The organism is Bradyrhizobium sp. NAS80.1, assembly GCF_001908205.1.
Classification (GTDB): domain Bacteria; phylum Pseudomonadota; class Alphaproteobacteria; order Rhizobiales; family Xanthobacteraceae; genus Bradyrhizobium.
Genome location: NZ_LGHL01000109.1, coordinates 58,225 through 81,308, shown reverse-complemented (window position 1 = coordinate 81,308; position 23,084 = coordinate 58,225). Strand labels below are relative to the sequence as shown.

At 65.2% G+C, this 23,084-nt stretch carries 21 protein-coding genes, 1 tRNA gene and 3 pseudogenes; 16 read left to right on the top strand and 9 right to left on the bottom strand.

The genetic code is table 11. From position 1 onward, the window contains the following. Window positions 1–414: 414 nt before the first annotated feature. A complete protein-coding gene (locus tag AC629_RS23945) occupies window positions 415–924 on the bottom strand; it encodes a hypothetical protein (protein ID WP_245331982.1) in 510 nt (169 codons plus the stop codon). A 338-nt stretch (window positions 925–1,262) separates the two neighbouring features. Next, window positions 1,263–1,339 (bottom strand) — tRNA-Pro (locus tag AC629_RS23940). A 68-nt stretch (window positions 1,340–1,407) separates the two neighbouring features. Between AC629_RS23940 and AC629_RS23935 the strand changes: the two genes are divergently transcribed. From AC629_RS23935 to AC629_RS23910, 6 genes are all read left to right on the top strand, one after another. After that, window positions 1,408–2,397: an L-threonylcarbamoyladenylate synthase gene (locus tag AC629_RS23935; protein WP_143199392.1), complete on the top strand. Its 990-nt coding sequence runs from the start codon at window positions 1,408–1,410 to the stop codon at window positions 2,395–2,397. Between the two features lie 22 nt (window positions 2,398–2,419). Next, window positions 2,420–3,847: an FAD-binding oxidoreductase gene (locus tag AC629_RS23930; RefSeq protein WP_084807398.1), complete on the top strand. Its 1,428-nt coding sequence runs from the start codon at window positions 2,420–2,422 to the stop codon at window positions 3,845–3,847. Window positions 3,848–3,849: 2 nt separating this feature from the next. Beyond that, complete coding sequence (locus tag AC629_RS23925; RefSeq protein WP_084807413.1) at window positions 3,850–4,299, top strand: GNAT family acetyltransferase; 450 nt, start codon at window positions 3,850–3,852, stop codon at window positions 4,297–4,299. Window positions 4,300–4,319: 20 nt separating this feature from the next. Beyond that, window positions 4,320–4,901, top strand: a complete 582-nt coding sequence (locus tag AC629_RS23920) for an NUDIX hydrolase (RefSeq protein ID WP_084807397.1) — start codon at window positions 4,320–4,322, stop codon at window positions 4,899–4,901. Window positions 4,902–5,070: 169 nt separating this feature from the next. Beyond that, on the top strand, window positions 5,071–6,000 hold the full coding sequence (locus tag AC629_RS23915; RefSeq protein ID WP_084807396.1) for a glycine reductase: 930 nt from the start codon (window positions 5,071–5,073) through the stop codon (window positions 5,998–6,000). Window positions 6,001–6,036: 36 nt separating this feature from the next. Next, entirely contained in the window at window positions 6,037–7,230 is a 1,194-nt protein-coding gene (locus AC629_RS23910; protein ID WP_084807395.1) for a CaiB/BaiF CoA transferase family protein, read from the top strand. Between the two features lie 189 nt (window positions 7,231–7,419). Here the strand turns inward: AC629_RS23910 and AC629_RS23905 are convergent, their stop codons facing one another. Next, entirely contained in the window at window positions 7,420–8,178 is a 759-nt protein-coding gene (locus AC629_RS23905) for an SOS response-associated peptidase (protein WP_084807394.1), read from the bottom strand. Window positions 8,179–8,241: 63 nt separating this feature from the next. Between AC629_RS23905 and AC629_RS23900 the strand changes: the two genes are divergently transcribed. The 4 genes and pseudogenes from AC629_RS23900 (at window position 8,242) to AC629_RS23885 (ending at window position 10,164) form a co-directional block, all read left to right on the top strand. Then, a complete protein-coding gene (locus AC629_RS23900) occupies window positions 8,242–8,742 on the top strand; it encodes a hypothetical protein (RefSeq protein WP_084807393.1) in 501 nt (166 codons plus the stop codon). A gap of 19 nt (window positions 8,743–8,761) precedes the next feature. Further along, window positions 8,762–9,197, top strand: a pseudogene (locus tag AC629_RS23895) (NUDIX hydrolase). 46 nt (window positions 9,198–9,243) lie between these two features. Continuing rightward, entirely contained in the window at window positions 9,244–9,621 is a 378-nt protein-coding gene (locus AC629_RS23890) for a TIGR02301 family protein (protein WP_084807392.1), read from the top strand. 276 nt (window positions 9,622–9,897) lie between these two features. Beyond that, entirely contained in the window at window positions 9,898–10,164 is a 267-nt protein-coding gene (locus AC629_RS23885) for a hypothetical protein (RefSeq protein ID WP_084807391.1), read from the top strand. Between the two features lie 180 nt (window positions 10,165–10,344). Here the strand turns inward: AC629_RS23885 and AC629_RS23880 are convergent, their stop codons facing one another. The 5 genes from AC629_RS23880 to AC629_RS23860 form a co-directional block, all read right to left on the bottom strand. After that, window positions 10,345–10,665 (bottom strand): cupredoxin domain-containing protein, encoded by a 321-nt coding sequence (locus AC629_RS23880; protein WP_143199391.1) that lies wholly within the window; start codon window positions 10,663–10,665, stop codon window positions 10,345–10,347. A gap of 10 nt (window positions 10,666–10,675) precedes the next feature. Continuing rightward, window positions 10,676–11,209 carry a DUF4142 domain-containing protein gene (locus AC629_RS23875; RefSeq protein ID WP_084807390.1) on the bottom strand — a complete coding sequence of 178 codons (534 nt, stop codon included), beginning with the start codon at window positions 11,207–11,209 and terminating at the stop codon, window positions 10,676–10,678. Window positions 11,210–11,299: 90 nt separating this feature from the next. Continuing rightward, complete coding sequence (locus tag AC629_RS23870; protein ID WP_084807411.1) at window positions 11,300–11,989, bottom strand: RNA polymerase sigma factor; 690 nt, start codon at window positions 11,987–11,989, stop codon at window positions 11,300–11,302. Between the two features lie 109 nt (window positions 11,990–12,098). Continuing rightward, on the bottom strand, window positions 12,099–12,968 hold the full coding sequence (locus AC629_RS23865) for a sulfurtransferase (RefSeq protein ID WP_084807389.1): 870 nt from the start codon (window positions 12,966–12,968) through the stop codon (window positions 12,099–12,101). A 278-nt stretch (window positions 12,969–13,246) separates the two neighbouring features. Beyond that, complete coding sequence (locus AC629_RS23860; protein WP_084807388.1) at window positions 13,247–14,581, bottom strand: dihydroorotase; 1,335 nt, start codon at window positions 14,579–14,581, stop codon at window positions 13,247–13,249. Window positions 14,582–14,682: 101 nt separating this feature from the next. On the opposite strand from AC629_RS23860, the gene ygfZ reads away from it, so the two are divergent. The 6 genes and pseudogenes from ygfZ to AC629_RS23830 all read left to right on the top strand — a co-directional run bounded on the left by ygfZ (window position 14,683) and on the right by AC629_RS23830 (window position 21,172). Next, a complete protein-coding gene (gene ygfZ / locus AC629_RS23855; RefSeq protein ID WP_084807387.1) occupies window positions 14,683–15,564 on the top strand; it encodes a CAF17-like 4Fe-4S cluster assembly/insertion protein YgfZ in 882 nt (293 codons plus the stop codon). Next, window positions 15,561–16,187, top strand: a complete 627-nt coding sequence (locus AC629_RS23850) for a DNA-3-methyladenine glycosylase I (RefSeq protein WP_084807386.1) — start codon at window positions 15,561–15,563, stop codon at window positions 16,185–16,187. The genes ygfZ and AC629_RS23850 overlap by 4 nt, the downstream gene beginning before the upstream one ends. Beyond that, window positions 16,184–16,799, top strand: a pseudogene (locus AC629_RS23845) (YfbR-like 5'-deoxynucleotidase). Before AC629_RS23850 ends, AC629_RS23845 begins: the two are co-directional and overlap by 4 nt. Window positions 16,800–16,926: 127 nt before the next feature. Continuing rightward, the gene (locus tag AC629_RS23840; RefSeq protein ID WP_084807385.1) at window positions 16,927–17,433 is read left to right on the top strand and encodes a tyrosine phosphatase family protein; all 507 of its coding nucleotides are present in this window, start codon (window positions 16,927–16,929) and stop codon (window positions 17,431–17,433) included. Between the two features lie 19 nt (window positions 17,434–17,452). Then, window positions 17,453–18,424, top strand: coding sequence for an NUDIX hydrolase (locus AC629_RS23835; RefSeq protein ID WP_084807384.1), 972 nt, complete (start codon window positions 17,453–17,455; stop codon window positions 18,422–18,424). A 47-nt stretch (window positions 18,425–18,471) separates the two neighbouring features. After that, window positions 18,472–21,172: pseudogene (locus tag AC629_RS23830) on the top strand (DUF2339 domain-containing protein). A gap of 3 nt (window positions 21,173–21,175) precedes the next feature. Here the strand turns inward: AC629_RS23830 and AC629_RS23825 are convergent. After that, window positions 21,176–22,864: a methyl-accepting chemotaxis protein gene (locus AC629_RS23825; RefSeq protein ID WP_084807383.1), complete on the bottom strand. Its 1,689-nt coding sequence runs from the start codon at window positions 22,862–22,864 to the stop codon at window positions 21,176–21,178. Between the last annotated feature and the right edge of the window lie 220 nt (window positions 22,865–23,084).

Genomic DNA, 23,084 nt, shown 5'->3' with positions numbered 1-23,084 from the left:
ACTTGTCAAACAGCCCGGAACCGTGGAGGTCCCAACCTTCCTGAGCGGAAGGCTTCGATACCCTTACCGACGAAGAATGAACCCAACCGACTGGCGTCAGTTGTTGTGTTCACTCAACAAGGTGAGGAGCATCAGCGGCGCGTTCGCTCGCCCTGGTCAGTGACCCGGCGGCGCCGCGCTCAGTGGTTGGAGGGATAGACGCTCGCTCGTGTGACTGCAAGCGAAAAATGAAAAGTTTTCCACACCCCCATTTTCTCGTGCCCACGTAGCAGAGCAGCAAGCCTGCTCGTCCTGTTTAGGCCGCACGAGCGTGATGCAGCCAGACCGGCTCCCAATTGCACGCATTTGGCGCGCGCCGAGAACACGTACGTGCCATCCGCCAACGGCCGGAGGCTCCGGTAAATCGCTTCGCGCCTATGAACCAGAAGCGGAATGACGATCCTTTGAGGACTCGTTCAGAAGGCCGGCAAGTCTGAGACCTTCGAGAATGCCTTCGAGCCGTTGCTCCCGGATCGTCGAGGCAAGCATTGAAGCGGCGTCTCTTTTGTCGACAGTGAAGTCGACGTCAGGCGATCGCTGGGTCAGGAGATCCACGAACCTCGGCACATCAGCCTCATGATGGCGCAAAACCGAAACTGCCTCCGCCGCAAGATAGTCGGCCAGGTCTCCATTCGGTGGCGGTTCAAACTCGAACTCGGCCCCGGCGCGTTCATCGATCGATCGTCGTATCTGATTGCTTTGGTGCTTTGCCGCCATCGAAAGCAGGAACACCGCATCCGCGAGCTTCTCCCGCGGCACGCTTCTCAACTCGGCGATAGAAGCCCGGATGTCCCCGCCGGAGCTCTTGTTGTGCTCGCGCCGTTGCTCCGCAAGCTGCGCATCACGTGCGCGAGATTTGCTCTTCCGTCCTCGAAACATCGCCATGCTCTCCGGCGGGCGATATATCGCGATGAACTGGTCCAATGAAGTACAAAAGTTGAGAGGGGCTCAACCATGAGCCACGCCACGTTCTCGTGTCAGCGCCTCAGTCCTGCGATGCTTCAAAGCACGATGGGAACGATCGCAACGCCAGTGCCTCACGAAGTCGTTTTCGCGCCCGAGTCTACGGCCAACACCATCCGGACTATCAGGCCGAAGCGATCGAGAACATCACAGCGATGGCGAAGAAGCGCGCTGCGGCCTGATTTTCGGGGAGCAGCTATTCTTCGGGAGATTATTCGGGGGGGTTGGAAAAGAGAGAATGTCTAAGTATTTGAAGCTCTTGGTCGGAGTGGCAGGATTCGAACCTGCGACCCCTGCGTCCCGAACGCAGTGCTCTACCGGGCTGAGCCACACTCCGACAAGAAGGCGGCTTATAGCGTCGGGTTTGACGCACCGCAAGCGGCCGATACGAGGAATTTTGTCTCTGTGAAAACGGATCTTGAAACGCTGATTTTGCCGGCCGGCCCGGCCGGTGCGGAAGCCGCCGCCCGGACATTGGCCGCCGGCGGGCTGGTCGCATTTCCGACCGAGACGGTCTACGGGCTCGGGGCGGATGCCGCCAATGCCACCGCGATCGCCCATCTCTACGCCGCCAAGGGCCGACCGGCCTTCAATCCGCTGATCGCACATGTCCCAGATATTGCCGCCGCGCGGCGGATAGGCCGGTTCGATGCACGCGCCCTGAGCCTTGCGGAGGCGTTCTGGCCGGGGCCGCTGACGCTGGTGGTGCCGAAGGCGGACGGCTGCCCGGTCGCGGAGCTTGCCACCGCAGGCCTCGATACGGTCGCGATCCGCATCCCCGCTCACCCGGTGACGGAAGCGATCTTGCGCGCCTTTGGCGGGGCGGTGGTGGCCCCGTCTGCAAATATCTCCGGCCATGTCTCGCCGACGCTCGCCGCCCATGTCGAAAGCGACCTTTCGGGGCGGATCGACCTCATCGTCGACGGCGGGCCGGTCGCAGTCGGCGTCGAGTCGACCATCGTGGGCTGCTTCGAGGCCTTGATGCTGCTCCGCCCCGGCGGATTATCACGCGAGCGAATCGAGGCCGTGCTGGGCACGCCGCTGGCGCGGCCGCCTGTGGAGGCCGAGGGCGACGATAACCAGCCGCTGGCGCCGGGCATGCTGGCCTCGCACTACGCGCCGCGCGCCAATGTGCGTCTCAATGCGCGCGACGTGGCGCCGGGCGAAGCGCTGCTGGCGTTCGGCCCTGCGCGCCTGCCCGGCCTGGAGACCGCCGCGGCTGTCATGAATTTGTCGCCCGCGGCTGATCTCGATGAAGCTGCCGCCAATCTGTTCGGTTATCTTCGGGCCCTCGATGCGAAGAGCCCGCGGGCGATCGCCGTGATGGCGATCCCCGAGGACGGTTTGGGCGAAGCGATCAACGACCGGCTGCGCCGGGCGGCGGTTGCGCGATAAGAGTGGAAGAAGAGACGAAGCGATGAACATCAACAAATCTGCCACCCCACCGCTTGCGCCGGAGCTGATCGAACAATTCCGCAAAATCGTCGGCGACCGCCATGCGATCACGGATGCGGCCGATATCGAGGCCTATGTCACCGAGGAGCGTAACCTGTTTCACGGCCGCTCGCCGCTGGTGCTGCGTCCGGGCTCGACCGCGGAAGTCTCCGCGATCTGCAAGCTCGCTTCCGAACACAGGATCGCGCTGGTGCCGCAGGGCGGCAACACCGGGCTCGTCGGCGGACAGACACCGCACAATGGCGAGGTCGTGGTGTCGCTGCGCCGGCTCGACAAGATCCGCGAGGTCGACACTGCCTCGAACACCATGACCTGTGAGGCCGGCGTCGTGTTGCAGATCGCGCAGCAGAAGGCAGCCGAAATGGATCGGCTGTTTCCGCTTTCGCTGGGCGCGGAGGGAAGCTGCACCATCGGCGGCAATCTCTCGACCAATGCCGGCGGCACGGCCGCGCTCGCCTATGGCGTCGCGCGCGAGATGGCGCTGGGGCTCGAGGTGGTGCTGGCCGACGGGCGCGTGCTCAACGTGCTGTCGAAGCTGAAGAAGGACAACACCGGCTATAATCTGCATAACCTCTTCATCGGTGCGGAAGGCACGCTCGGCATCATCACGGCCGCGACCCTCAAGCTGTTCCCGAAGCCGCGGGCGGTCGAGACCGCCTTCGTCGGGCTGAAGTCGCCGGCGGCGGCGCTGAAGCTGCTGACGATCGCGCAAAGCGAGGCTGCAAATGCACTGACGAGCTTCGAGCTGCTGTCGGAGATGGCAGTCGACTTCTCGATCCGGCACGGCATCGACGTGCGCGATCCCCTGGAGCAGAAGCACCCCTGGTACGTGCTGATGGAATTGTCCGCAGCCAGCGACGATGCCCGCACGCCGCTGGAAACGATCCTCGGCCGTGCCATGGAAGAGCAGATCGTCGACGACGCCGTGATCGCGGCCAACCTCACCCAGCGTGCCGGCTTCTGGAAGCTGCGCGACGAAATGTCGGCGGCGCAGAAGCCGGAGGGCGGCTCGATCAAGCACGACATCTCCGTGCCCGTCGCCGCCGTGCCCGCCTTCATCGCGGAGGCCGACGCAGCCGTGGTGAAGCTGATCCCCGGCGCACGGCCGGTGCCTTTCGGCCATCTCGGCGACGGCAATCTGCACTACAATGTCAGCCAGCCCGTCGGCGCCAACACCGCGGATTATCTGGCGCGCTGGCACGAGATGAACGCGGTGGTGTTCGAGATCGTGCTGCGCATGGGCGGCTCGATCTCGGCCGAGCACGGCATCGGCGTGCTCAAGCGCGATGAATTGCCTGATGTGAAGGACAAGACCGCGATCGAACTGATGCGCTCCATCAAGGCGATGCTCGATCCGCTGGGCATCATGAATCCGGGGAAGGTGCTGTGAACGTGTCCGTCGCCCCGGCCCCGCTCGCGATTGCAGCGATCGCGGATGCCGATATCGAAGCCGTCGTGGCGCTGTGGCAGCGCTGCGGCCTGACGCGGCCCTGGAACGATCCGCATGCCGACATCGCGCTGGCGCGGCGGCGCGACAACTCGACCGTGCTGATTGGCCGCGATGGCGGCGCGATCGTCGCGACCGTCATGGTCGGCCATGACGGCCATCGCGGCTGGGTCTATTACGTCGCGGTCGATCCTGACAGCCGCAAGCGCGGCCATGGCCGGGTGATCATGGCGGCAGCCGAGGACTGGCTGCGTCAGGCCGGCATTGCAAAGCTCCAGCTCCTCGTCCGGCGCGAGAACACACAGGCCGGCGCGTTCTACCAGTCGCTCGGCTTTGCGGAATCCACCTCGGTGATGTTCCAGAAGTGGCTCGATGGCCGCGGTCCCACGCCGTAACTCGTATCTGGAAGACAGCCATGACCATTTCCGACCGCGTCCGCATCAAGGACGTTCGCGTGCTCTCGGACAACTGGACCGTCCTGAAGAACACGACGCTCGAGTACCGGCGCGCCAATGGCGAGTGGCAGACGCAGCAGCGGGAAACCTATGAGCGCGACAACGCCGCAGCCGTGCTGCCCTACAATCGCGCACGGCGCACAGTGATCCTGGTGCGCCAGTTCCGTCTGCCGGCCTATATCCGCGGCTACGACGATCTATTGATCGAAGCGGCCGCCGGCGTGCTGGACGATGCCTCCCCCGAGGTGCGCATCCGCGCCGAGGCCGAGGAGGAAACCGGCTATCGCCTGCACCACGTCCACAAGGTGTTCGAGGCGTTCATGAGCCCCGGCGCCGTGACCGAGAAGCTGCATTTCTTCGTCGCCGAGTACGAGCCGGAGATGCGCGTCAGCGACGGCGGCGGCCTTGCGCACGAAGGCGAGGACATCGAGGTGCTGGAACTCGGAATCGACGAGGCGCTGGCCATGATCGCGGACGGACGGATCATCGACGCCAAGGCGATCATGCTGCTGCAATATGCGGCGCTGCATGTATTTCGGTAGTGCCCGCTGGCTTCGTTCACCTCGCCCCGCTTGCGGGGAGAGGGAGCGGACCTGCTGCGCGGCGAGCCATTGCGCACTGCAATTCAGACCTGCGCCGCCCTGCCCCCCGTTGAGCTGATCGCCGACTATCTCTAGTCTGGCCCTAACCAAGAACCAGGAGACGCGCCCCATGTCCGCTCCGCGCGACGACGAATTTGGCTTTGCGCCCGACTATGACTCTCCCGTCCCCTATATGCAGCGCACGCGCGACTATTACACCGCGATCGGCTACACCACGCCCTATCGCTGGGCGCACTACACCGAGGCGCCGTTCCAGCCGCTGAAGAAGCGGCTCTCCCAATCGCGCGTCACGATCATCACCACCGCGGCGCCTTTCGATCCGACCAAGGGCGACCAGGGTCCGGGCGCGGCGTATAACGGCAGCGCGAAGTTCTACCAGGTCTATGACGGCGACACGTCGAAGCAGCACGATCTTCGCATCTCGCACATCGGCTACGACCGCAAGCACACCGCGGCCACTGACAACGGCACATGGTTTCCGCTGCCCCAGCTCCTTAAAGCGAGCGCTGCGGACCGGATCGGCGAAGTCGCCCCGCGCTTCTTCGGTGCGCCGACCAACCGCAGCCATCGCGTCACCCTCGACACCGACGCGCCGGAAATCCTGGCGCGGTGCCTTGCGGACAAGGTCGATGTCGCCGTGCTGGTGCCGAACTGCCCGGTGTGCCACCAGACCACGGCATTGGTGGCACGGCACCTGGAGCGGAACGGCATTCCGACCGTGGTGATGGGCTGCGCCAAGGACATCATCGAGTACGCCGCCGTGCCGCGCCTCCTGTTCAGTGATTTCCCGCTCGGCAATTCCGCCGGAAAGCCGCACGACGTCGCCTCGCAGGCGCAGACGCTCGAGCTGGCGCTGCGGCTGCTGGAGACCGCGAGCGGTCCGCAGACGACCATGCAGTCGCCGCTGCGCTGGAGCGAGGACGCCTCCTGGAAGCTCGACTACAACAACGTCGCACAGCTTAGCCCTGAGGAGCTGGCGCGCCGCCGCGCCGAATTCGACAAGCAGAAGGAGATCGCTCGCGGCAACCGCGCCGCCTGACGTCCTCCGATAACGACAATCAAAGGGGAGAGCGACGTGACGCGACCGTTCGAGGGCGTGAAGATCTTGGATTTCACGCAAGTGCTGGCCGGCCCCTATGCGAGCTACCAGCTCGCGCTGCTGGGGGCCGACGTCATCAAGGTCGAGCGGCGCGAGGGCGAGGACATGCGCCGCACGCCGCTCTCGCGCGAATGGGCCGAGCGCGGCCTCGCGCCGGCGTTCCAGGCCATCAACGGCAACAAGCGCAGCCTCACGCTCGACCTGCAGAAGCCAGAGGCGATCGCGATCGTGAAAAAGCTCGCCGCAACGGTCGACGTGGTCATGGAAAATTTTCGTCCGGGCGTGATGGACAAGCTCGGCATCGGCTATGAAGCGCTCTCCGCGATCAATCCAAAACTGATCTATTGCGCCGTGTCCGGCTTCGGCCAGACCGGCCCCGATCGCCTGCGGCCCGGCTACGACGGCAAGATGCAGGCGCTGTCGGGCATCATGGCGATCACCGGCCATCCCGAAACCGGACCGACGCGCGCGGGCTTTGCCGTCTGCGACGTTCTGTCGGGCGCGACCGCCGCGTTCGGCGTGTCTAGCGCGCTCTACCAGCGCGACCGCACCGGCAAGGGCCAGCTCATTGACGTCTCCATGCTGGAAGCGACAATGGCGTTTCTCTCGGGGCAGATCGCGGACTGGTCGGTCGCCGGCCATCGCCAGCAGCTCTCGGGCAACCAGGCGGTAAGCCGCAGAACCACTGCGAATTTGTTCAAATGCGGCGACGGCCACATCCTGCTCGCTGTCAACAACGAGAAGCAATACCGCGCGCTGATGTCTGCGCTCGGCCGCGAGGATACGCTTAGCGATCCGCGCTTTGCCGACTGGTTCGCGCGCAACGAGAACGAGCCCGCACTGCGCGCCATCATCGAGCAGGCGCTTGCGGCAAAGCCGGCGCGCGAATGGGAGAAAATTCTGGAAGACGCCGGCGCGCCCTGCGCCAGCATCTGGAAAGTCGAGGAGGTCATCGACCACCCACAAATCAAGGCGCGTGGTGCGATCCAGGAACTGGATACGCAATACGGCCGCCTGCGCTTTGCCGGCAGCGGATTCAAGCTCGCCCATGGTGGCGGCAGGCTGGACCGGATGGCGCCGGAACTGGGCGCGTATACGGACGCGGTGCTGGGCGAGCTGGGTTTTGATGCGGCGGAGATCGCAGCGCTAAGGGCGCGGGAGATCGTATGAGGTATTGCCACACACTCACTGTCGTCCCGGACAAGCGGAGCGCAGATCCGGGACCCATAACCACAGGGGGAAGTTGTAGCGCGAGCTGATAACCACGAGTCTTCGTCAAATTGAAGCCGGTGGTGATGGGTCCCGGGCTCGCGCTACGCGCGCCCCGGGACGACAGCGGAGTAAATGGCGCGCGCTCAACTAAAACAACGATCCCTGCCCGTCATCCGCCGAGCCAACCGCCGCCTTCCGCGCGACCTTCTTCGGCTTCGGTGCCTCCGCCTCCATCTCCTCCGCGCTGATCGGCAGCAAGAGCTGCTCGTCGTCATTGGCGACGCGATTGACGCGGGTGGAGACCGGGTGCCAGGCGAATTCGCCGATGCGCGGGGCGGTCATCAGCGGCAGGATCGCATCGACCTCGTCGCCGCGATTGTCGAGCCAGCGCTCGAAATCGCGCGGGCTGATGGTCACCGGCACGCGGTCATGCAGTGTGGCCAAATCTTCGCTGGCCGCCGCCGTGACGATTGCGACGGTGTCGAGCTCCTCGCCGTTCGGCCCGACCCAGGTCTCGAACACCGAGGCAAAGCCGAGCGGCTCGCCATCGGCGCGATGGATGAAGAACGGCTGTTTGCGGCCGTCGATCGCCTTCCATTCGTAGTAGCCGTCGGCGGGAATCAGGCCGCGCCGCCGGCGAATCGCGTGCCTGAAGGCCGGCTTCTCCAGCACGGACTCCGAGCGGGCGTTGATCAGCAACGTAAACCCTTTGGGATCCTTGACCCAGCTCGGCAACAGGCCCCAGCGCATCAGGCGGAAATGGCGCGCGCCGTTCTCGATCAGCACGACCGGAATCGGTTGTGTCGGAGCGACATTGTATCGGGGCGGGAAATTCGGCTGCTCCCGATAGCCGAACAGTTGCCGCAAAGCCGCGGGGGCTGAAGTTATGACGAAGCGTCCACACATGCTTGGGAGCCTATATAGGGTACGTTCAGGTCCTTTTAACTCCGAACCCTAACACTGCGGCAGATGAGCTCAACGGCCTCCCGACCCGCGCGGACGCATGTACAGACGGGCCCCGAGGCGGAAGCCTGGGCCGAGCGGCTGCGCGTGGCCAACATCAACCCGCGGACCGGGCTTGCCACCGACTATCTCAACCATTTCAATGAAGCCGTGATGCTGCTTGAAATGGTACCGGACATGCCGGAATGCGCGGAAGACTTTTTGACCTGGACCCCTCTGTCCTATGCCGAGCATTTCACCGCCTCGAATTTCAAGGCACGGGATCTGGCAATCGAGGCCTATGAGAAGGCCGATCCCAGCGTGCGCGCCCAGTTCGACCACATCACCGACACCATGACCTCGATCCTGACCGCGGTCGGCTCAGCCATGCGCGAGGTCGAGAAGGACACGACCCGTGTCCGCCTCGCCGAGCAGGCCACGCTCTGGGTCAAGCCGCTGATCGCGGCCTGCGGCGGCATCATCAATGGCGGAGCGGAAGCCGACGTCGACACCATCATGGCGAGCTGAGCTCGGGAAGGTGAGAGATATGACCTCGGTTGTCCAGCCCACCCATCCCCAGCTCGCGGTCAGCGCGGCCATCTTCCGTGAAGGCAAGGTGCTGCTGGTCCGCCGCGCGCGCTCGCCCGCAAAAGGGTTCTATTCGCTGCCGGGCGGCCGGGTCGAGTTCGGCGAATCGCTGCACCAGGCGCTGGCGCGCGAGGTTGACGAGGAGACCGGGCTCGCCATCGAGATCATCGGCCTTTCCGGCTGGCGCGAGGTGCTGCCCGCGACGGCCGGCGCCGGCCATTACCTGATCATGTCCTTTGCCGCCCGCTGGGTGGCCAGGGAGCCGGCTCTCAACGACGAGCTCGACGATTACCGCTGGATCGCCCCGGATGCCTTGGCCAGCCTCGGCGACCTCAAGCTGACCGGGGGGGCTGGAAGAGGTCATCCAGTCCGCCCACCGGCTTATCGGACCCTGACGGCCCCGCCTTGCGTCCACCGCCCCAAGGGGGCATACAGCCGTCGATGTCCACGCGAATTCTGGCCATTTTTGCCCTGATTCTCGCCTGCGCCGCGGTGCCTTCCCGGGCCGAGGACGTAGCGGCCCCGTTTGACGCCGATTTGCAGCGGCTGGCGGAGATCCTTGGCGGCCTGCACTATTTGCGCGGCATCTGCGGTTCCAACGAAGGCAACAAATGGCGCAGCGAGATGCAGGCGCTGATCGATGCCGAAACCCCCTCGGGCGAGCGCCGCACCCGCATGATCGCGGGCTTCAACCGCGGCTATAACGGCTTTCAGCAGACCTATCGGAGCTGCACGCCGGCGGCCACGGTGGCGATCCGCCGCTACATCGAGGAAGGCTCGAAAATCTCGCGCGATCTGACGGCGCGGTACGCGAACTGAGCTCTCTCCGTCATTCCGGGGCGCGACAACGTCGCGAGCTACGATGCGCAATTGCGCATCTGAGAATCCATTGGGCTACAAGAGACTGCCGCACGATGGATTCCGGGCCCGCGCCTAACGGCGCGTCCCGGAATGACACGTGATGGAACAACGACATCGTATTTGTTCACACCCGTTAACCGTTCTTAAAGATGTGGCCTAGCGGGCGTTAATACGCGTGCTACACCTCTCGTGCAGCGCATCGCCGTGGATCGCGCCCCAGCCTGATCGAGTTTCATGAGCCAGCCGATTTCCTACGCCCCCGACCGCGCGCCGCTGCCCGATCACGAGCAGAAACAGGCAGCACTGAGCTATCTGAACGAGGCCTGGGCCGAAGCGCGCCATGACGGCGTCGACGGCGACTGCCTGGCGCAGGCGAGCCTGTTTGCGGCCTTTGCCGAGCTCGTCGGCACCTATGGCGAGGACGCGGTCGCGAAATTCGTCGAGGGCTTTCCAGGCCGCATCCGCAACGGCGAATTCTCGGTCACCCTCGCAAGGCAGTAAGCCATTCCCGAAAATGACCCCGCCACACGGGCGGGGCCAGTCTACGGATGAATGACTTGGCGAAATTATTCGCGAAGTCTGTGGCGTTTATCGCGCGGAAGCCGTTTCCCCCGGACAAGCATTAGTCTCGCGATGGCCGGGAGATATTCCCGATCGAGTCGGGATTGCGCACCTTCTCCATCACGGCTCGACCTTGAGAGTCGCTTTCATGTTGGGATGATAGCGGCAGTAATAATCGACCACTCCCGCCTTCTTCAAAACGAACGTCGCCGATTTCTTCGGCGGCAGGTTTACGTCGAAGTCGCCGTTCTTCGCCGTCGCGGTGTGCACGAAGACGTCCTTGTTGATCCACTCGATAGTGTCACCAACCTTCGCCGACATTTCCGCCGGCGAGATCACGAGATTCTCCATCGTGATCTCTATGGTCGCGGCGTGCGCCGGGACGACCATCGGCAGGAAGGCGACCGCAAGCGCGATCGTAGCGACGCGTCCCGGCATCATCACCTCTCCCCTACTTCAGCTCAGCCGCGACGTGCTCGGCGTGCTGCTCATGGCCCTGGAATATCTTCAGGCCGGTCTGCAACAAGCCCTTCAACTCGGCATTGCTGGCGGACGGAATGAGCTGGGTTTCCAGCGCGCTGTTGACCGTCTTGTGGTAGGCGACCTCGTTCGCGACATAGGCCTTGTCGAAGGCCGCGCCGCTCAGCTTGTCGAGCTCGGCCAGCTTGTCGCTCGCCTGCTTCGACAGCGCGCGGCTGGTGTCGTTATCCTCGGGCGTGACGTTCAGCTTCTTGACCAGCGCGAGCGCCTGCTTGTTGACCGTCTCGTGGTCGCGCACCATGTCCTCGGCGAACGTCCTGACGTCCTTGCTCTTGGCCTTCTTCAACGCCTGCTTGGCCGCGTTGATATCGATCACGCCCGCTGTGTAGGCGATGTGGGCGATCTGCGGATCGGTGGGCTTGTCGGCCGCGCTGGCGCCTTGCAGCAGCGCGGGACTCGACAACAGAACGGCTGCGGCGATCGCCGCGCTCCATCGGATGAACATGGTTTGACACTCCTGTGGTGCCGGGCGTTTTGCCGGCGCGTTGCTTCACAGGAATTGGATGGAAAATCGCCGCAGAGGTTCCCGAAAAATTCAGCCGCCGACGCCGAGACGTTTCAGCACCGACACGGTCAGGCGCTCGCAGCGCCAGCCGGCGAACGGGAATGCGTCCATCATCACCGGGCCGATCTCCTTCTCGACGTTCTCGCGCAGCAGAGACCGCGCGCGGTGCAGTCGCGTCTTCACGGTTTCGGGCTTCACCCCGAGCAGATCGGCGGTCTCCTCGATGTTCATGCCCTCCATGACGCGCGCGATGAACACCATGCGGAAGACATCCGGCAATTCATCGATCGCGCGTTCGACGACGCGCTGGATTTCACGTTGGGCCATGGTCCTTTCCGGATCGCCTGCGGGGGAAAAGGGAAATTTTATGATCTGCGCCTCGAGCGCGGCTTCGGGCACCGAGCCGAGCTCGACATGCGGTTTGGCGCTTCGCGCCCGGCCGAGCGCTTCGTTGATGGCAATGCGCGACAGCCAGGTCGACAGGCCGGACTCGCCCCTGAAGCCATCGAGATGGGTGAAGGCCCGGACGTAGGTTTCCTGCACCACATCCTCGGCTTCGCTGTCGCTGCGCAGGATTCCGCGTGCGAGGCGGTAGAGCCTGCGGTTGTTGGCCTGCATGATCTCGCGCAACGCGGCCTCGTCACGGCCCCGCGCGCGGTCGACCAGTTCGGCCTCCGATGTCCTGGCGCCGGCGGACAGGCCGGCTGCGGTCCGTTGCATGGTGGTCACCCGCTCGTTTCGCTTCATTCCGGACATTGGATGCAGCTAGGCGGAAAAGGTTCCCGGCTTTCTTACCTCCCTGGAGGGGGAGGGTAAGAAGCGCCTCTCCCTAATCCGTTTCGATCGGCAGGGTCGGATCCCTCGCCCATTCGCCCATGGAGGCATCGTACAGTGTCAGCTTGTCGTAGCCGAGCTGCGTCAGCAGCAGCAGGTCAATCGTCGCCGAGATGCCGCCGCCGCAATAACAGATCACGCTCTTGTCGCGCGTGACGCCTGCCGCAGCGAACTTCGCTTCGGCATCCGCAAGCGTCGTCAACGTCTTGTCGGCATTGATGAGTGCGGCGGCCGGCACGTTGACGCTGCCGGGAACGCGACCGGGCCGGCCGTAGCGGCTCGGCTCGAGGCCGCGATGAAACTGCGGCCCGAGCGCATTGACCATGACGGTCGAGGGATCGCCGATCCGCGCCTTCACAGTATTCCTGTCGACGAAGAAGCCCGCGCGCGGCGCGGCCTTGAAGGTCGTCGCCGGGTAGCCCTTCGGTGCGCCTGTTACGACCCGCCGTCCCTCGGCCTTCCATTTGTCGAGGCCGCCGTCGAGCACACACGCATCGACGCCGAGCGAGCGCAGCATCCACCAGAACCGCGTCGACCACATCATCGTGCCGATGCTGTAGAGCACGATGGTCCTGGACGCATCAAGACCATGGCGGCCGAAGGCGGCTTCTAACTGGGCCACGTCGGGCATCATGAAGAATTGTTGCGCCGAGGTGTCGGAGAACTCGCCCTGCAGGTCGAGGAAATCGGCCCCGGGGATATGGCCGGCCTCGAACGTCTTGTCGCCGGGCACCGCGCGATAAGGCGCGTCGCTCCCCGGCGGCACCGGCTCGTTGTAGGTCGTGCAGTCGTAGAGGCGCAGATTGGGATCGCCGAGCATCGCGGCGAGTTGCTCGGTGGTGATGAGGGGTGCGGCTTGGGTCATTATCGCCTCTCGTTGCAAAGCCGTAGCCCGGGTGAGCGTAGCGAAACCCGTGAACGACTCAAAGCGAAATCCCGCATATCGCTGCGCTCATGCGGGCTACGACCTCTCCCCTCGTCATTGCGAGCCAACGGGTCCGCGCAAAGCGCGGCCCGATGACAGGCTCCGCGAAGCAATCCAGAGCCTTTCCGCAGCGGCAGTCTGGATTGCTTCGTCGCTTCAGTGCAAAATTGCTTTGCAATTTTGTCACGAGCTCCTCGCAATGACGAGGCCGCAGCAACTTAGGGCTTCAGCGTCTCCAGAAACCGCACCGGCTCGCCTTGCGACGGTGTCACCAGTTCGCCCTGCCACATCACGCGGCGGCCGCGGATGAAGGTGCCGACGGGCCAGCCGGTGACGCGCATCCCGTCATAGGGCGTCCAGCCGGCCCTGGAGGCGACCCATTTGTTGGTGATGGTCTCGCTGCGCTTCAAATCGACGATGGTGAAGTCGGCGTCGTAGCCCGCGGCGATGCGGCCCTTGCAGGCCATGTTGTACAGGCGCGCGGGGCCGGCGCTGGTGAGGTCGACGAAGCGGGCGAGCGACAGGCGGCCCGCGTTGACGTGATCGAGCATAACGGGCACCAGCGTCTGCACGCCGGTCATGCCGGAGGGCGAAGCGGGATAGGTCTTCGATTTTTCTTCGAGCGTATGCGGAGCGTGGTCGGAGCCGAGCACGTCGACGATGCCCTGCTCGATGCCGCGCCAGATACCGGCGCGATGATCGGCCCCGCGCACCGGCGGGTTCATCTGCGCCAGCGTGCCGAGCCGCTCGTAGCATTCGGGCGCGACCAGTGTGAGGTGATGCGGCGTCGCCTCGCAGGAGGCGACGTCCTTGTGGTCACGCAGGAACTCGATCTCTTCCTTCGTCGAGATGTGCAGCACATGGATGCGCTTGCCCGTCTCATGCGCGAGCTTCACAAGCCGCTGCGTCGCCATCAGCGCCGCGGTCTCGTCGCGCCAGACCGGATGGGAGCGAGCATCGCCCTCGATGCGCAGCGATTTGCGGTCGTTGAGGCGGTACTCATCCTCGGCATGGAACGCCGCACGGCGGCGGATCACCTGGAAGATGCGGCGCAGGCTTTCGTCGTCCTCCACCAGCAGCGCGCCAGTCGAAGAGCCGATGAACACCTTGACGCCGGCACAGCCCGGCGCGCGTTCGAGCACCGGCAAGTCCTGCACGTTCTCGCGGGTGCCGCCGATAAAGAAGGCGAAATCGCAATGCATGCGGTGACGGGCGCGCTTCACCTTGTCGGTGAACTCGGCCTCCGTCACGGTCAACGGAGACGTGTTGGGCATCTCGAACACGGCGGTGACACCGCCCATCACGGCGCTGCGCGAGCCTGTCTCGAGGTCTTCCTTTTGCGTCAGTCCCGGCTCGCGGAAATGCACCTGCGTGTCCATCACGCCGGGCAGGATGTGCAGGCCTTTGCAATCGATCACCTCTGCGGCGGAGGCTTGCGACAGCGCGCCGATCTCGGCGATGCGGCCACCCGCGATGCCAATGTCGCGGAGGCCCTCGCCGTCCTGGTTGACCACGGTGCCGCCCTTGAGGATCACATCGAAACGCTGGGTCATGGCTGCAGGCCTCTCTCATCCCCAAGCGCAGGGCTCAAGGTCTTGTCGTTTAATCCTCGCGGGCTTACGTTCCGGAGCAACATGTCGCAAGAGATTTTCGCATGAAATCAGCGTTTCTTCCCGACCGGGGCGTGGTCAAGGTCGCGGGCGAGGATGCGCGCAACTTCCTCAACGGCCTCATCACGACCGACCTCGACAGGCTCAAGCCGGGCCTGGGGCGATTCGGCGCGCTGCTGACGCCGCAGGGCAAGATCATCGTGGACTTCCTGATCACGGAAGCGCCCGCCGGCCATGGCGGCGGGTTCCTGATCGATTGCCCGAAAGCGCTGGCCGAGGGCTTTGCCACCAAGCTAAAGTTCTACAAGCTTCGCGCCAAGGTCACGGTGGAAAACCTCTCCGACGATCTCGGCGTGCTCGCGGCCTGGGACGGCCAGCCTGCCGCTCAGCCGGACCTCACCTTCGCCGATCCGCGCAACGGTGAGCTCGGCTATCGCATCCTGATTCCCGAGGGACTCAAGGAGAAGCTCGCCGACCTCATCGGCGCCGAGCTGGTCGATGCCGCCGCCTATGAGGCGCACCGTATCGCGCTCGGTGTGCCGCGCGGCGGGCTCGATTTCATGTACAGCGATGCCTTCCCGCACGAGACCAACATGGACAGGCTCGCCGGCGTCGACTTCGACAAGGGCTGCTATGTCGGCCAGGAGGTCGTCTCGCGCATGCAGCATCGCGGCACCGCACGCACTCGCAGCATCAAGGTCCTGCTCGACGGCCCTTCGCCCGAGCCCGGCGCCACTATCCTCGCCGGCGACAAGCCGGTCGGCACCATCGGCTCATCGGCGCAGGGCAAGGGCATCGCGCTGGTGCGCATCGACCGCGTCGCCGACGCCCTCGACGCCGGCCAGCCGCTCACCGCCGGCGGCCTCGCCGTAACGCTCGCCGAACCCGAAGTCGTGCGCATTCCAGCAAAGCAGCCCACCGCATGAGCCGCGCCCCTCGCCTGCATCCTGACGGTCTGACGCGCTGCCCCTGGCCCGGCGAAGATCCGCTCTATGTCGCCTATCACGACACTGAGTGGGGCGTGCCGGAATATGACGACCGCGCGCTCTACGAAAAGCTGATCCTCGACGGTTTCCAGGCTGGCCTGTCCTGGATCACGATCCTGCGCAAGCGCGACAATTTCCGCAAAGCGTTCGACGATTTCCAGCCGGAGAAGATCGCGCGCTATAACGCCAAGAAGGTTCACGCGCTGATGAACGATGCCGGCATCGTGCGCAACCGCGCCAAGATCGACGGCACGATCCTGAGCGCGAAGTCCTATCTGGAGATCATGGAGAAGGGGCCGGGCTTCTCGAAGCTGCTGTGGGATTTCCTCGACGGAAGACCCAAGGTCAACCAGTTCAAGACCAGCGCGAGCGTGCCGGCCTCGACGCCGCTCTCCGTGCAGATCTCCAAGGAGCTGTCCGCACGCGGCTTCAAGTTCGTCGGCCCGACCATCGTCTATGCCTTCATGCAGGCGACCGGCATGGTCAACGACCATCTCGTCGACTGCCATTGTCACGCGACCTGCGGCAAGACGCAGCGCAAGCCGCGCCTCAAGGTCAAATGACCGCGAAGAAGACGGCGCGCGATGCGCAATCCCGCGCCTGGCAGCGCATGCTGTCAGGCCGGCGGCTCGATCTGCTCGATCCCTCCCCGCTCGATGTCGAGATCGCCGACATCGCGCATGGCCTGGCGCGGGTGGCGCGCTGGAACGGGCAGACCACCGGCGCACACATATTCTCGGTCGCGCAGCACACGCTGCTGGTGGAAACCGTGATGCGGCACGAGATGCCACGCGTCGATCAGCGCATGCGGCTCGCCGCGCTGCTGCACGATGCCCCCCGAATATGTGATCGGCGACATGATCTCGCCGTTCAAGGCCGTGCTCGACGGCCACTACAAGGCGGTCGAGAAACGCCTGCTCGGCGCCATCCACATCCGCTTCGGCCTGCCGCCGGTGCTGCCGGACGAGATCACGCTGGCCATCAAGGCCGCCGATCGCGGCGCGGCCTATCTGGAGGCGACCGAGCTTGCCGGCTTCAGCGAGAGCGAGGCGAAGCGCCTGTTCGGCAAGGACCCCGGCCTCTCCGACAGCGTCCGGCGCGATTATCTCACCCCCTGGACGGCAGCGCGGGCCGAGAAGCAGTTTCTGGAGCGGTTCAGCGCGGTGTTTGCGTAAGTCCCGCAGGGTGGGCTAAGGCGCGTTTGCGCCGTGCCCACCATCCCTTCGCGATTGCGATAAAAGTGGTGGGCACGCTTCGCTTTGCCCACTCTACAGCCGCGTATAATCAAGAAAAAGGTCCATCATGATCCACGTCTGTTCCCTCGCCGCGCTTCCCGAAACCGTCCGCCTCACCGGCGCCAGCCATGTGCTGACCGTGATGGCCAATGTCGAACAGGTGGCGCGGCCGGTGTCCGTGCTGCCGGCTAACCATCTCAAGGTGTCGATGGACGACATCACCGAGGAGATGGACGGTTTTGTCGCGCCGTCCGAGGCGCATATCGATCAGGTGCTGAACTTCGTGCGTGGCTGGGACCGCAGCGCGCCCCTGGTCGTGCACTGCTATGCCGGCATCAGCCGTTCCACCGCGAGCGCGTTCGCTGCGGTGTGTGCGCTCAATCCAAATCGTGACGAGATCGAGATCGCGCGAAAGATCCGCGCGGCATCGCCCATCGCCTCGCCGAACCGGCGCATCGTTGGCCTCGCCGACCGCGCGCTCGGACGCAACGGCAGGATGCTGCGCGCGCTCGACGAGATAGGCCCCGGCGCGATGATGGTCGAGGGCCGTCCTTTCGTGATCGAGCTCGAATGACAGCTGCGATCATCACCGCATGAGCGAGACGACGCCGCTTAAGCCGATCGAGATCGGCCTGACCGCCGCGATCGTCGCGATCGAGGATCATGAGCCGCAGATCCTCACCGCGCGCGGCAGTGACGGTCTTGCCGGACTGCCGTTCGGCCCGTTCGATGCGCTGAGCCATCGCACTTTCGAAATCGGCCTGCGCGCCTGGGTCGAGGCGCAGACGGGCTTGCGGCTCGGTTATGTCGAGCAACTCTACACGTTCGGCGATCGCGGCCGCCATGCGGAGGCCGGCGACACCGGCGCCCACATGGTATCGATCGGCTATCTCGCGCTGACGCGCGCCGTCAATGGCGAGCTCGCAGCAACCGGCGCGAGCTTCGAGCCATGGTATCGCTTCTTTCCCTGGGAAGACTGGCGTGAGGAGCCGCCCGCGATCATCGCCCGCGACATCATTCCCGCGCTGACGAAGTGGGCCGAGGAGGAGACGCCGGAGACCACGCGCGCATTGCCGCGCAGGGATCGCGTGCGGTTTTATTTCGGCCTCGATGGCGCGCCCTGGGACGAGGAGCGCGTGCTCGACCGCTACGAGCTGCTCTACGAGGCGGGGCTGATCGAGGAGGCGCGGCGCGACGGCCGCCCTGCGGCATTAGCGCGCAAGACGCTTCCCGCGCTCGGCACCTCGATGCGGTTCGATCACCGCCGGATTCTCGCCACGGGAATCGCGCGGCTGCGCGCGAAACTGAAGTATCGTCCTGTCGTATTTGAACTTCTGCCCGCCGAGTTCACACTGACGGAATTGCAGCATACGGTGGAGGCGGTCTCCGGCCGGCACCTGCACAAGCAGAACTTCCGCCGCCTGGTCGAAACCGAAGCCCTGGTCGAACCAACCGGCGTGATGTCGACACAGACGGGCGGACGGCCGGCGGCGCTCTATCGCTTCCGCCGTGACGTGCACCAGGAGCGGCCCGCGCCGGGCTTGCGCGTACGCTCCCGGCGCTAACAAGGTTTGCATGATCGGTCCCTGTCCGCCGGTTGCATGGAGGCTTCATGTTCGACGGCCCGTTTGACGTCTTTGCGGTGATCATTGCGATCGTCGCCTTCCTGATCGCGATCAAGGCCTCCAGTCAGGCGGCCGAGTTGCGCCGGCGACTGAACTCTCTCGAAGCGATGCTGTATGCACAGCGACAGGTCCAGCCGCCGCCTCTGATGCCCGCGCAGGAGCAGGCGCCCGCGGCCGAAACGACGGCCGCAGAGCCGCCGCCACTCGCGCCGGAAGTCGAGCCGGTGCCGCCGCCCGTCGCCGAAGCTGTTTCGCCACCCCCCGCTCGAAGCAAGCACCGGCGCCGAGACACCACCTCCACTGCCCGCGCCGGCGCCCGGCTTCGAGGAGCGGCTTGGCACGCGCTGGGTGGTGTGGATCGGCGGCCTCGCACTCGCGCTCGGCGGCTTCTTCATGGTGCGCTATTCGATCGAGGCCGGTCTCGTCGGTCCCGGCGTGCGGGTGTTCCTCGGCGGCCTGTTCGCGCTGGCGCTGCTAGGTGCCGGCGAATGGACGCGGCGCAAGGAAAGCATCTCCAGCATCCAGGCGCTCCCGATCGCCAACATTCCCGCGATCCTGACCGCGGCCGGCACGGCGGTGGCGTTTGCGACCATCTACGCCGCCTACGCGCTCTACGGCTTCCTCGTTCCCGCCACCGCCTTCGTGCTGCTCGGCCTCGTCGCACTCGGCACGCTCGCCGCCGCGCTGCTGCATGGGCCCGCGCTCGCCGGCCTCGGCGTGGTCGGCGCGTTCGTGACGCCGATCCTCGTGTCCAGCGGAAAGCCGGACTATTGGGCGCTCTACATCTATCTCGCCATCGTCACCGCCGCGAGCTTCGGCCTTGCCCGCATCCGGTTGTGGCGCTGGCTCGCGGTGACCACTATCGTCTTCGCGGTGCTTTGGATCTTCCCTGGTCTCGATACCGGCGAGTTGCAGGTCGCGCCGCATGCTTTCCATGTGATCGCCGGCTTCGTGCTGGCTGCACTCCTCGTCGTCTGCGGCTTCATGTTCGGACCGACGATCGAAAACGGCGAAATCGAGCCGGTGTCGTCGAGCTCGCTCGGCGCCTATCTGTTCGGTGCGATGCTGATTGTGCTGTCGAGCGCGCATGCCGATCTTGCGTTGGTCGCCTTCACGCTTCTCGTCTTCGCGACACTGTTCGTCGCCTGGCGGGCGCCGGCGGCGACTGGCGCACTTGGCGCGGCCGCCGCGACCGTCTTCATCGTTTTCGCCGAATGGGCGGTGCGTGCCAATCCGGACATGCTGGTACTGCCGGGCGGTCCAATGCCCGGCATCGGACCGGCAGCGACCGACAGCGCGGTGACGCTGCATCTGGTGATGGCCGCGATCATCGCCGCCGGCTTCGGCATCGCAGGCTTCCTCGCGCAGGGCCGGTCGAACTCAGCGATCATCCCGGTGGTGTGGTCTGCGACATCGGTCGCGACACCAATCGCGATCCTCATTGCGCTCTACGCACGTATCGCCCATCTCGACCGCTCGATCCCATTCGCGATCCTAGCCGTCCTGCTCGCCGCCGCCTTTGCAGCCGCGACTGAAGCGCTCACCCGCCGCGCGACGCGGCCCGGCCTCGCAATCTCCACGGCGTTGTTCGCGACCGGCACGCTCGGCGCGCTGGCACTGGCGCTGACCTTTGCGCTAGAGAAGGGCTGGCTCACCATCGCGCTGGCGCTAATGTCACTCGGGACCGCATGGATCTCGATGCAGCGGCCGATCCCGTTCCTGCGCTGGCTCGCCGCCATCTTCGCAGGCGTCGTCACCGCCCGCATCGCCTATGATCCGCGCATCGTCGGCGACGCCGTCGGCACAACACCCATCTTCAACTGGCTGCTGTGGGGCTATGGCCTGCCGGCGCTGTCGTTCTGGGCGGCGAGCATCTTCCTGCGCCGCCGAGGCGACGACGCACCGCTGCGCATGGTGGAGGCAGCCGCGATCCTGTTCACCGCGCTGCTCGCTTTCATGGAGATCCGCCACTTCGCAACCGGCGGACACATGACGGCAGCACCGTCGCTGCTCGAATTCGCGCTGCAGGTCTGCATCTCACTCGCCATGGCGATCGGACTGGAGCGGCTGCGGCTGCGGAGCCGCAGCATCGTGCACAATGTCGGCGCGGTCGCGCTGACCGTGATCGCCGGACTCATCAGCGTGTTTGGCCTCCTGATCCTCGAGAACCCGTGGCTGCTCAGCAGCGTCAATGTCGGCGGTGCCGTGTTCAACCTGCTGCTGCTCGGCTACGCGCTTCCGGCGGTGCTGATGCTGCTGCTGTCCTATGCGGTGGCGGGACGTCGCCCTGTCGCATACGCGAACACGCTTGCAGGCGGTGCACTGGTATTCGCGCTCGCCTACGTGACGCTGCAGATCCGCCGCTTCTATCACGGCCCGGTCCTGCTTTACGGTGGCACCACGGGCGCCGAGCAATACACCTATTCGATCGGCTGGCTCGCCTTCGGCGTGGTGCTGCTCGGCGTCGGCATCCTCGTCAACTCCGAACGGGCACGGCTGGCGTCCGCCGCCGTGATTGCCCTGACGATCCTGAAGGCCTTCGTGATCGACATGTCGACGCTGACCGGCGTCTACCGCGCGCTGTCGTTCATGTGCCTCGGCGTTGTGCTCGTCGCGATCGGCTGGCTCTACCAGCGCATCCTGTTCCGGCGGCAGGTCCCGCCGCCGGCTCCGCAGACGAGCCCGTGAGGATCAGGCCGCGCGGACGGAATCCAGGAACTGCGCAACCTCGACCTTCAGGCGGGTGCTGTCGGTCGCCAGCGATTTCGCCGCCGACAGCACTTGCGTCGAGGCCGAGCCGGTCTCGACCGCGCCGCGCTGCACATCGGTGATGTTCGCCGAGACCTCCTGCGTGCCGACCGAGGCCTGCTGGACGTTGCGCGAAATCTCCTGCGTGGCTGCGCCCTGCTCCTCGACAGCGGCGGCGATGGCCGCAGACACCTCGGACAGCCGTTCGATGGTGCCGCCGATCTCCTGGATGGCGCTGACGGACTCGTGCGTCGCGGCCTGGATGCCCGAGATCTGCGCTCCGATCTCGCCGGTCGCCTTCGCAGTCTGCTCGGCCAGCGCCTTGACCTCGGAGGCAACGACCGCGAAGCCGCGGCCGGCTTCGCCGGCGCGCGCCGCCTCGATGGTCGCATTCAGCGCCAGCAGGTTGGTCTGGCCCGCGATGGTGTTGATGAGCTCGACGACATCGCCGATGCGGGAGGCCGCCTGCGACAGCGCGTTGACGCGGTCGTTGGTCCGTGCCGCCTGGCCGACCGCTTCCGCGGCCATGCGCGCAGAATCCTGCACGCGGCGGCTGATCTCGGTGATCGAGGATGACAGCTCTTCCGAAGCGGATGCCACGGCCTGGACGTTGGTGGAGGCTTCCTCGGAAGCAGCGGCAACGACGGTGGCGAGCTCCTGCCCGCGCTGCGCGGTGCTGCTCAGCGTGGTCGCGGAGGCCTCGAGCTCGGTCGAGGCAGACGACACGGTCCCGACGACCTCGCCGATCATGGCTTCGAACTTGCGGGTGATGGCGTCGACGCGGCGGCCGCGCTGGATCTTGGCCTCGGCGTCAGCCGCGGCCGCCTCGTCGGCGGCCTTCTTCGCTATCAGCGCTTCCTTGAAGATCTGCAGCGCATCCGCCATCGAGCCGATCTCGGTCCTCTCGCCGCGATGCGGTACCTCGGCCGAGAGATCGCCTTCGCCGAGCGACTGCATCGGGCGGATGATCGAGGCGATGCCACGCGAGACGTCGCGCACGAGATAGTAGGCGGCGCCGATCGCGATCACGACCGCAGCCACGATGATGCCGACCAGCACCCGGAAGATGGTGGCGTAGCTGTCGGCGGCCTGCTTGGTCTCCGTCTCGGCGCCCTGGTTATTGAGCTCGATACCTTTCAGAAGCAGCGGGTCGGCCGCCTGGGCCATCTTCGCAACCTTGGTCTGCAACATCTCGTTGGCGTCGGTCGGGAAGCGGCCGGGGCTCTTGCGCGACAGCGCCATCACGTCCTGTACGCCATTCAGGTACTCGGCCCACGCCTTCGTCCACTGCTCATAGATGCTCCGCTCTTCAGCCGAAGCGATCAGGGGTTCGTAGACCTTCCGCGTCCGCTCGATGCGCGCGCGCAGCGAAGCAAGGCGCTTCTCGGCGGCCTCCTTCCCTTCGGCAGTGTCCTGCATCAGGTGCAGACGGAGCGCGACACGCAGCTCATTAACGTCAGCGCGGATCGAGCCGAGTGCACGCACGCTCGGCAGCCAGCTCTGTGCGATCTCGACGGTATGGGAGTTGATGTTCTGCATGGTACCGATCGCCGTCACGCCGACGCCGGCGAGCGAGAGCACCAGGACCGACAGCACGGTCAGAAGCTTGAAAACGATCGACAACTTCGACATCACAACAATTCCCGATGATACCTGAACGCAAATCGCCTGCGCCGCGATCGCCACGACGGACGATGGGACGAAAGTCGGTTCAACAATGCTGGCTGGTTCTTATCCGGTAAGATTGCGCCCATAGTTACAAACAGCCGTTAACAGGAACCTACGTAAAAGTACGGAATTCGCTGTCGCCGAGATTATGTGCTCCGCATTATGCGCTGCAGCCACACGGACG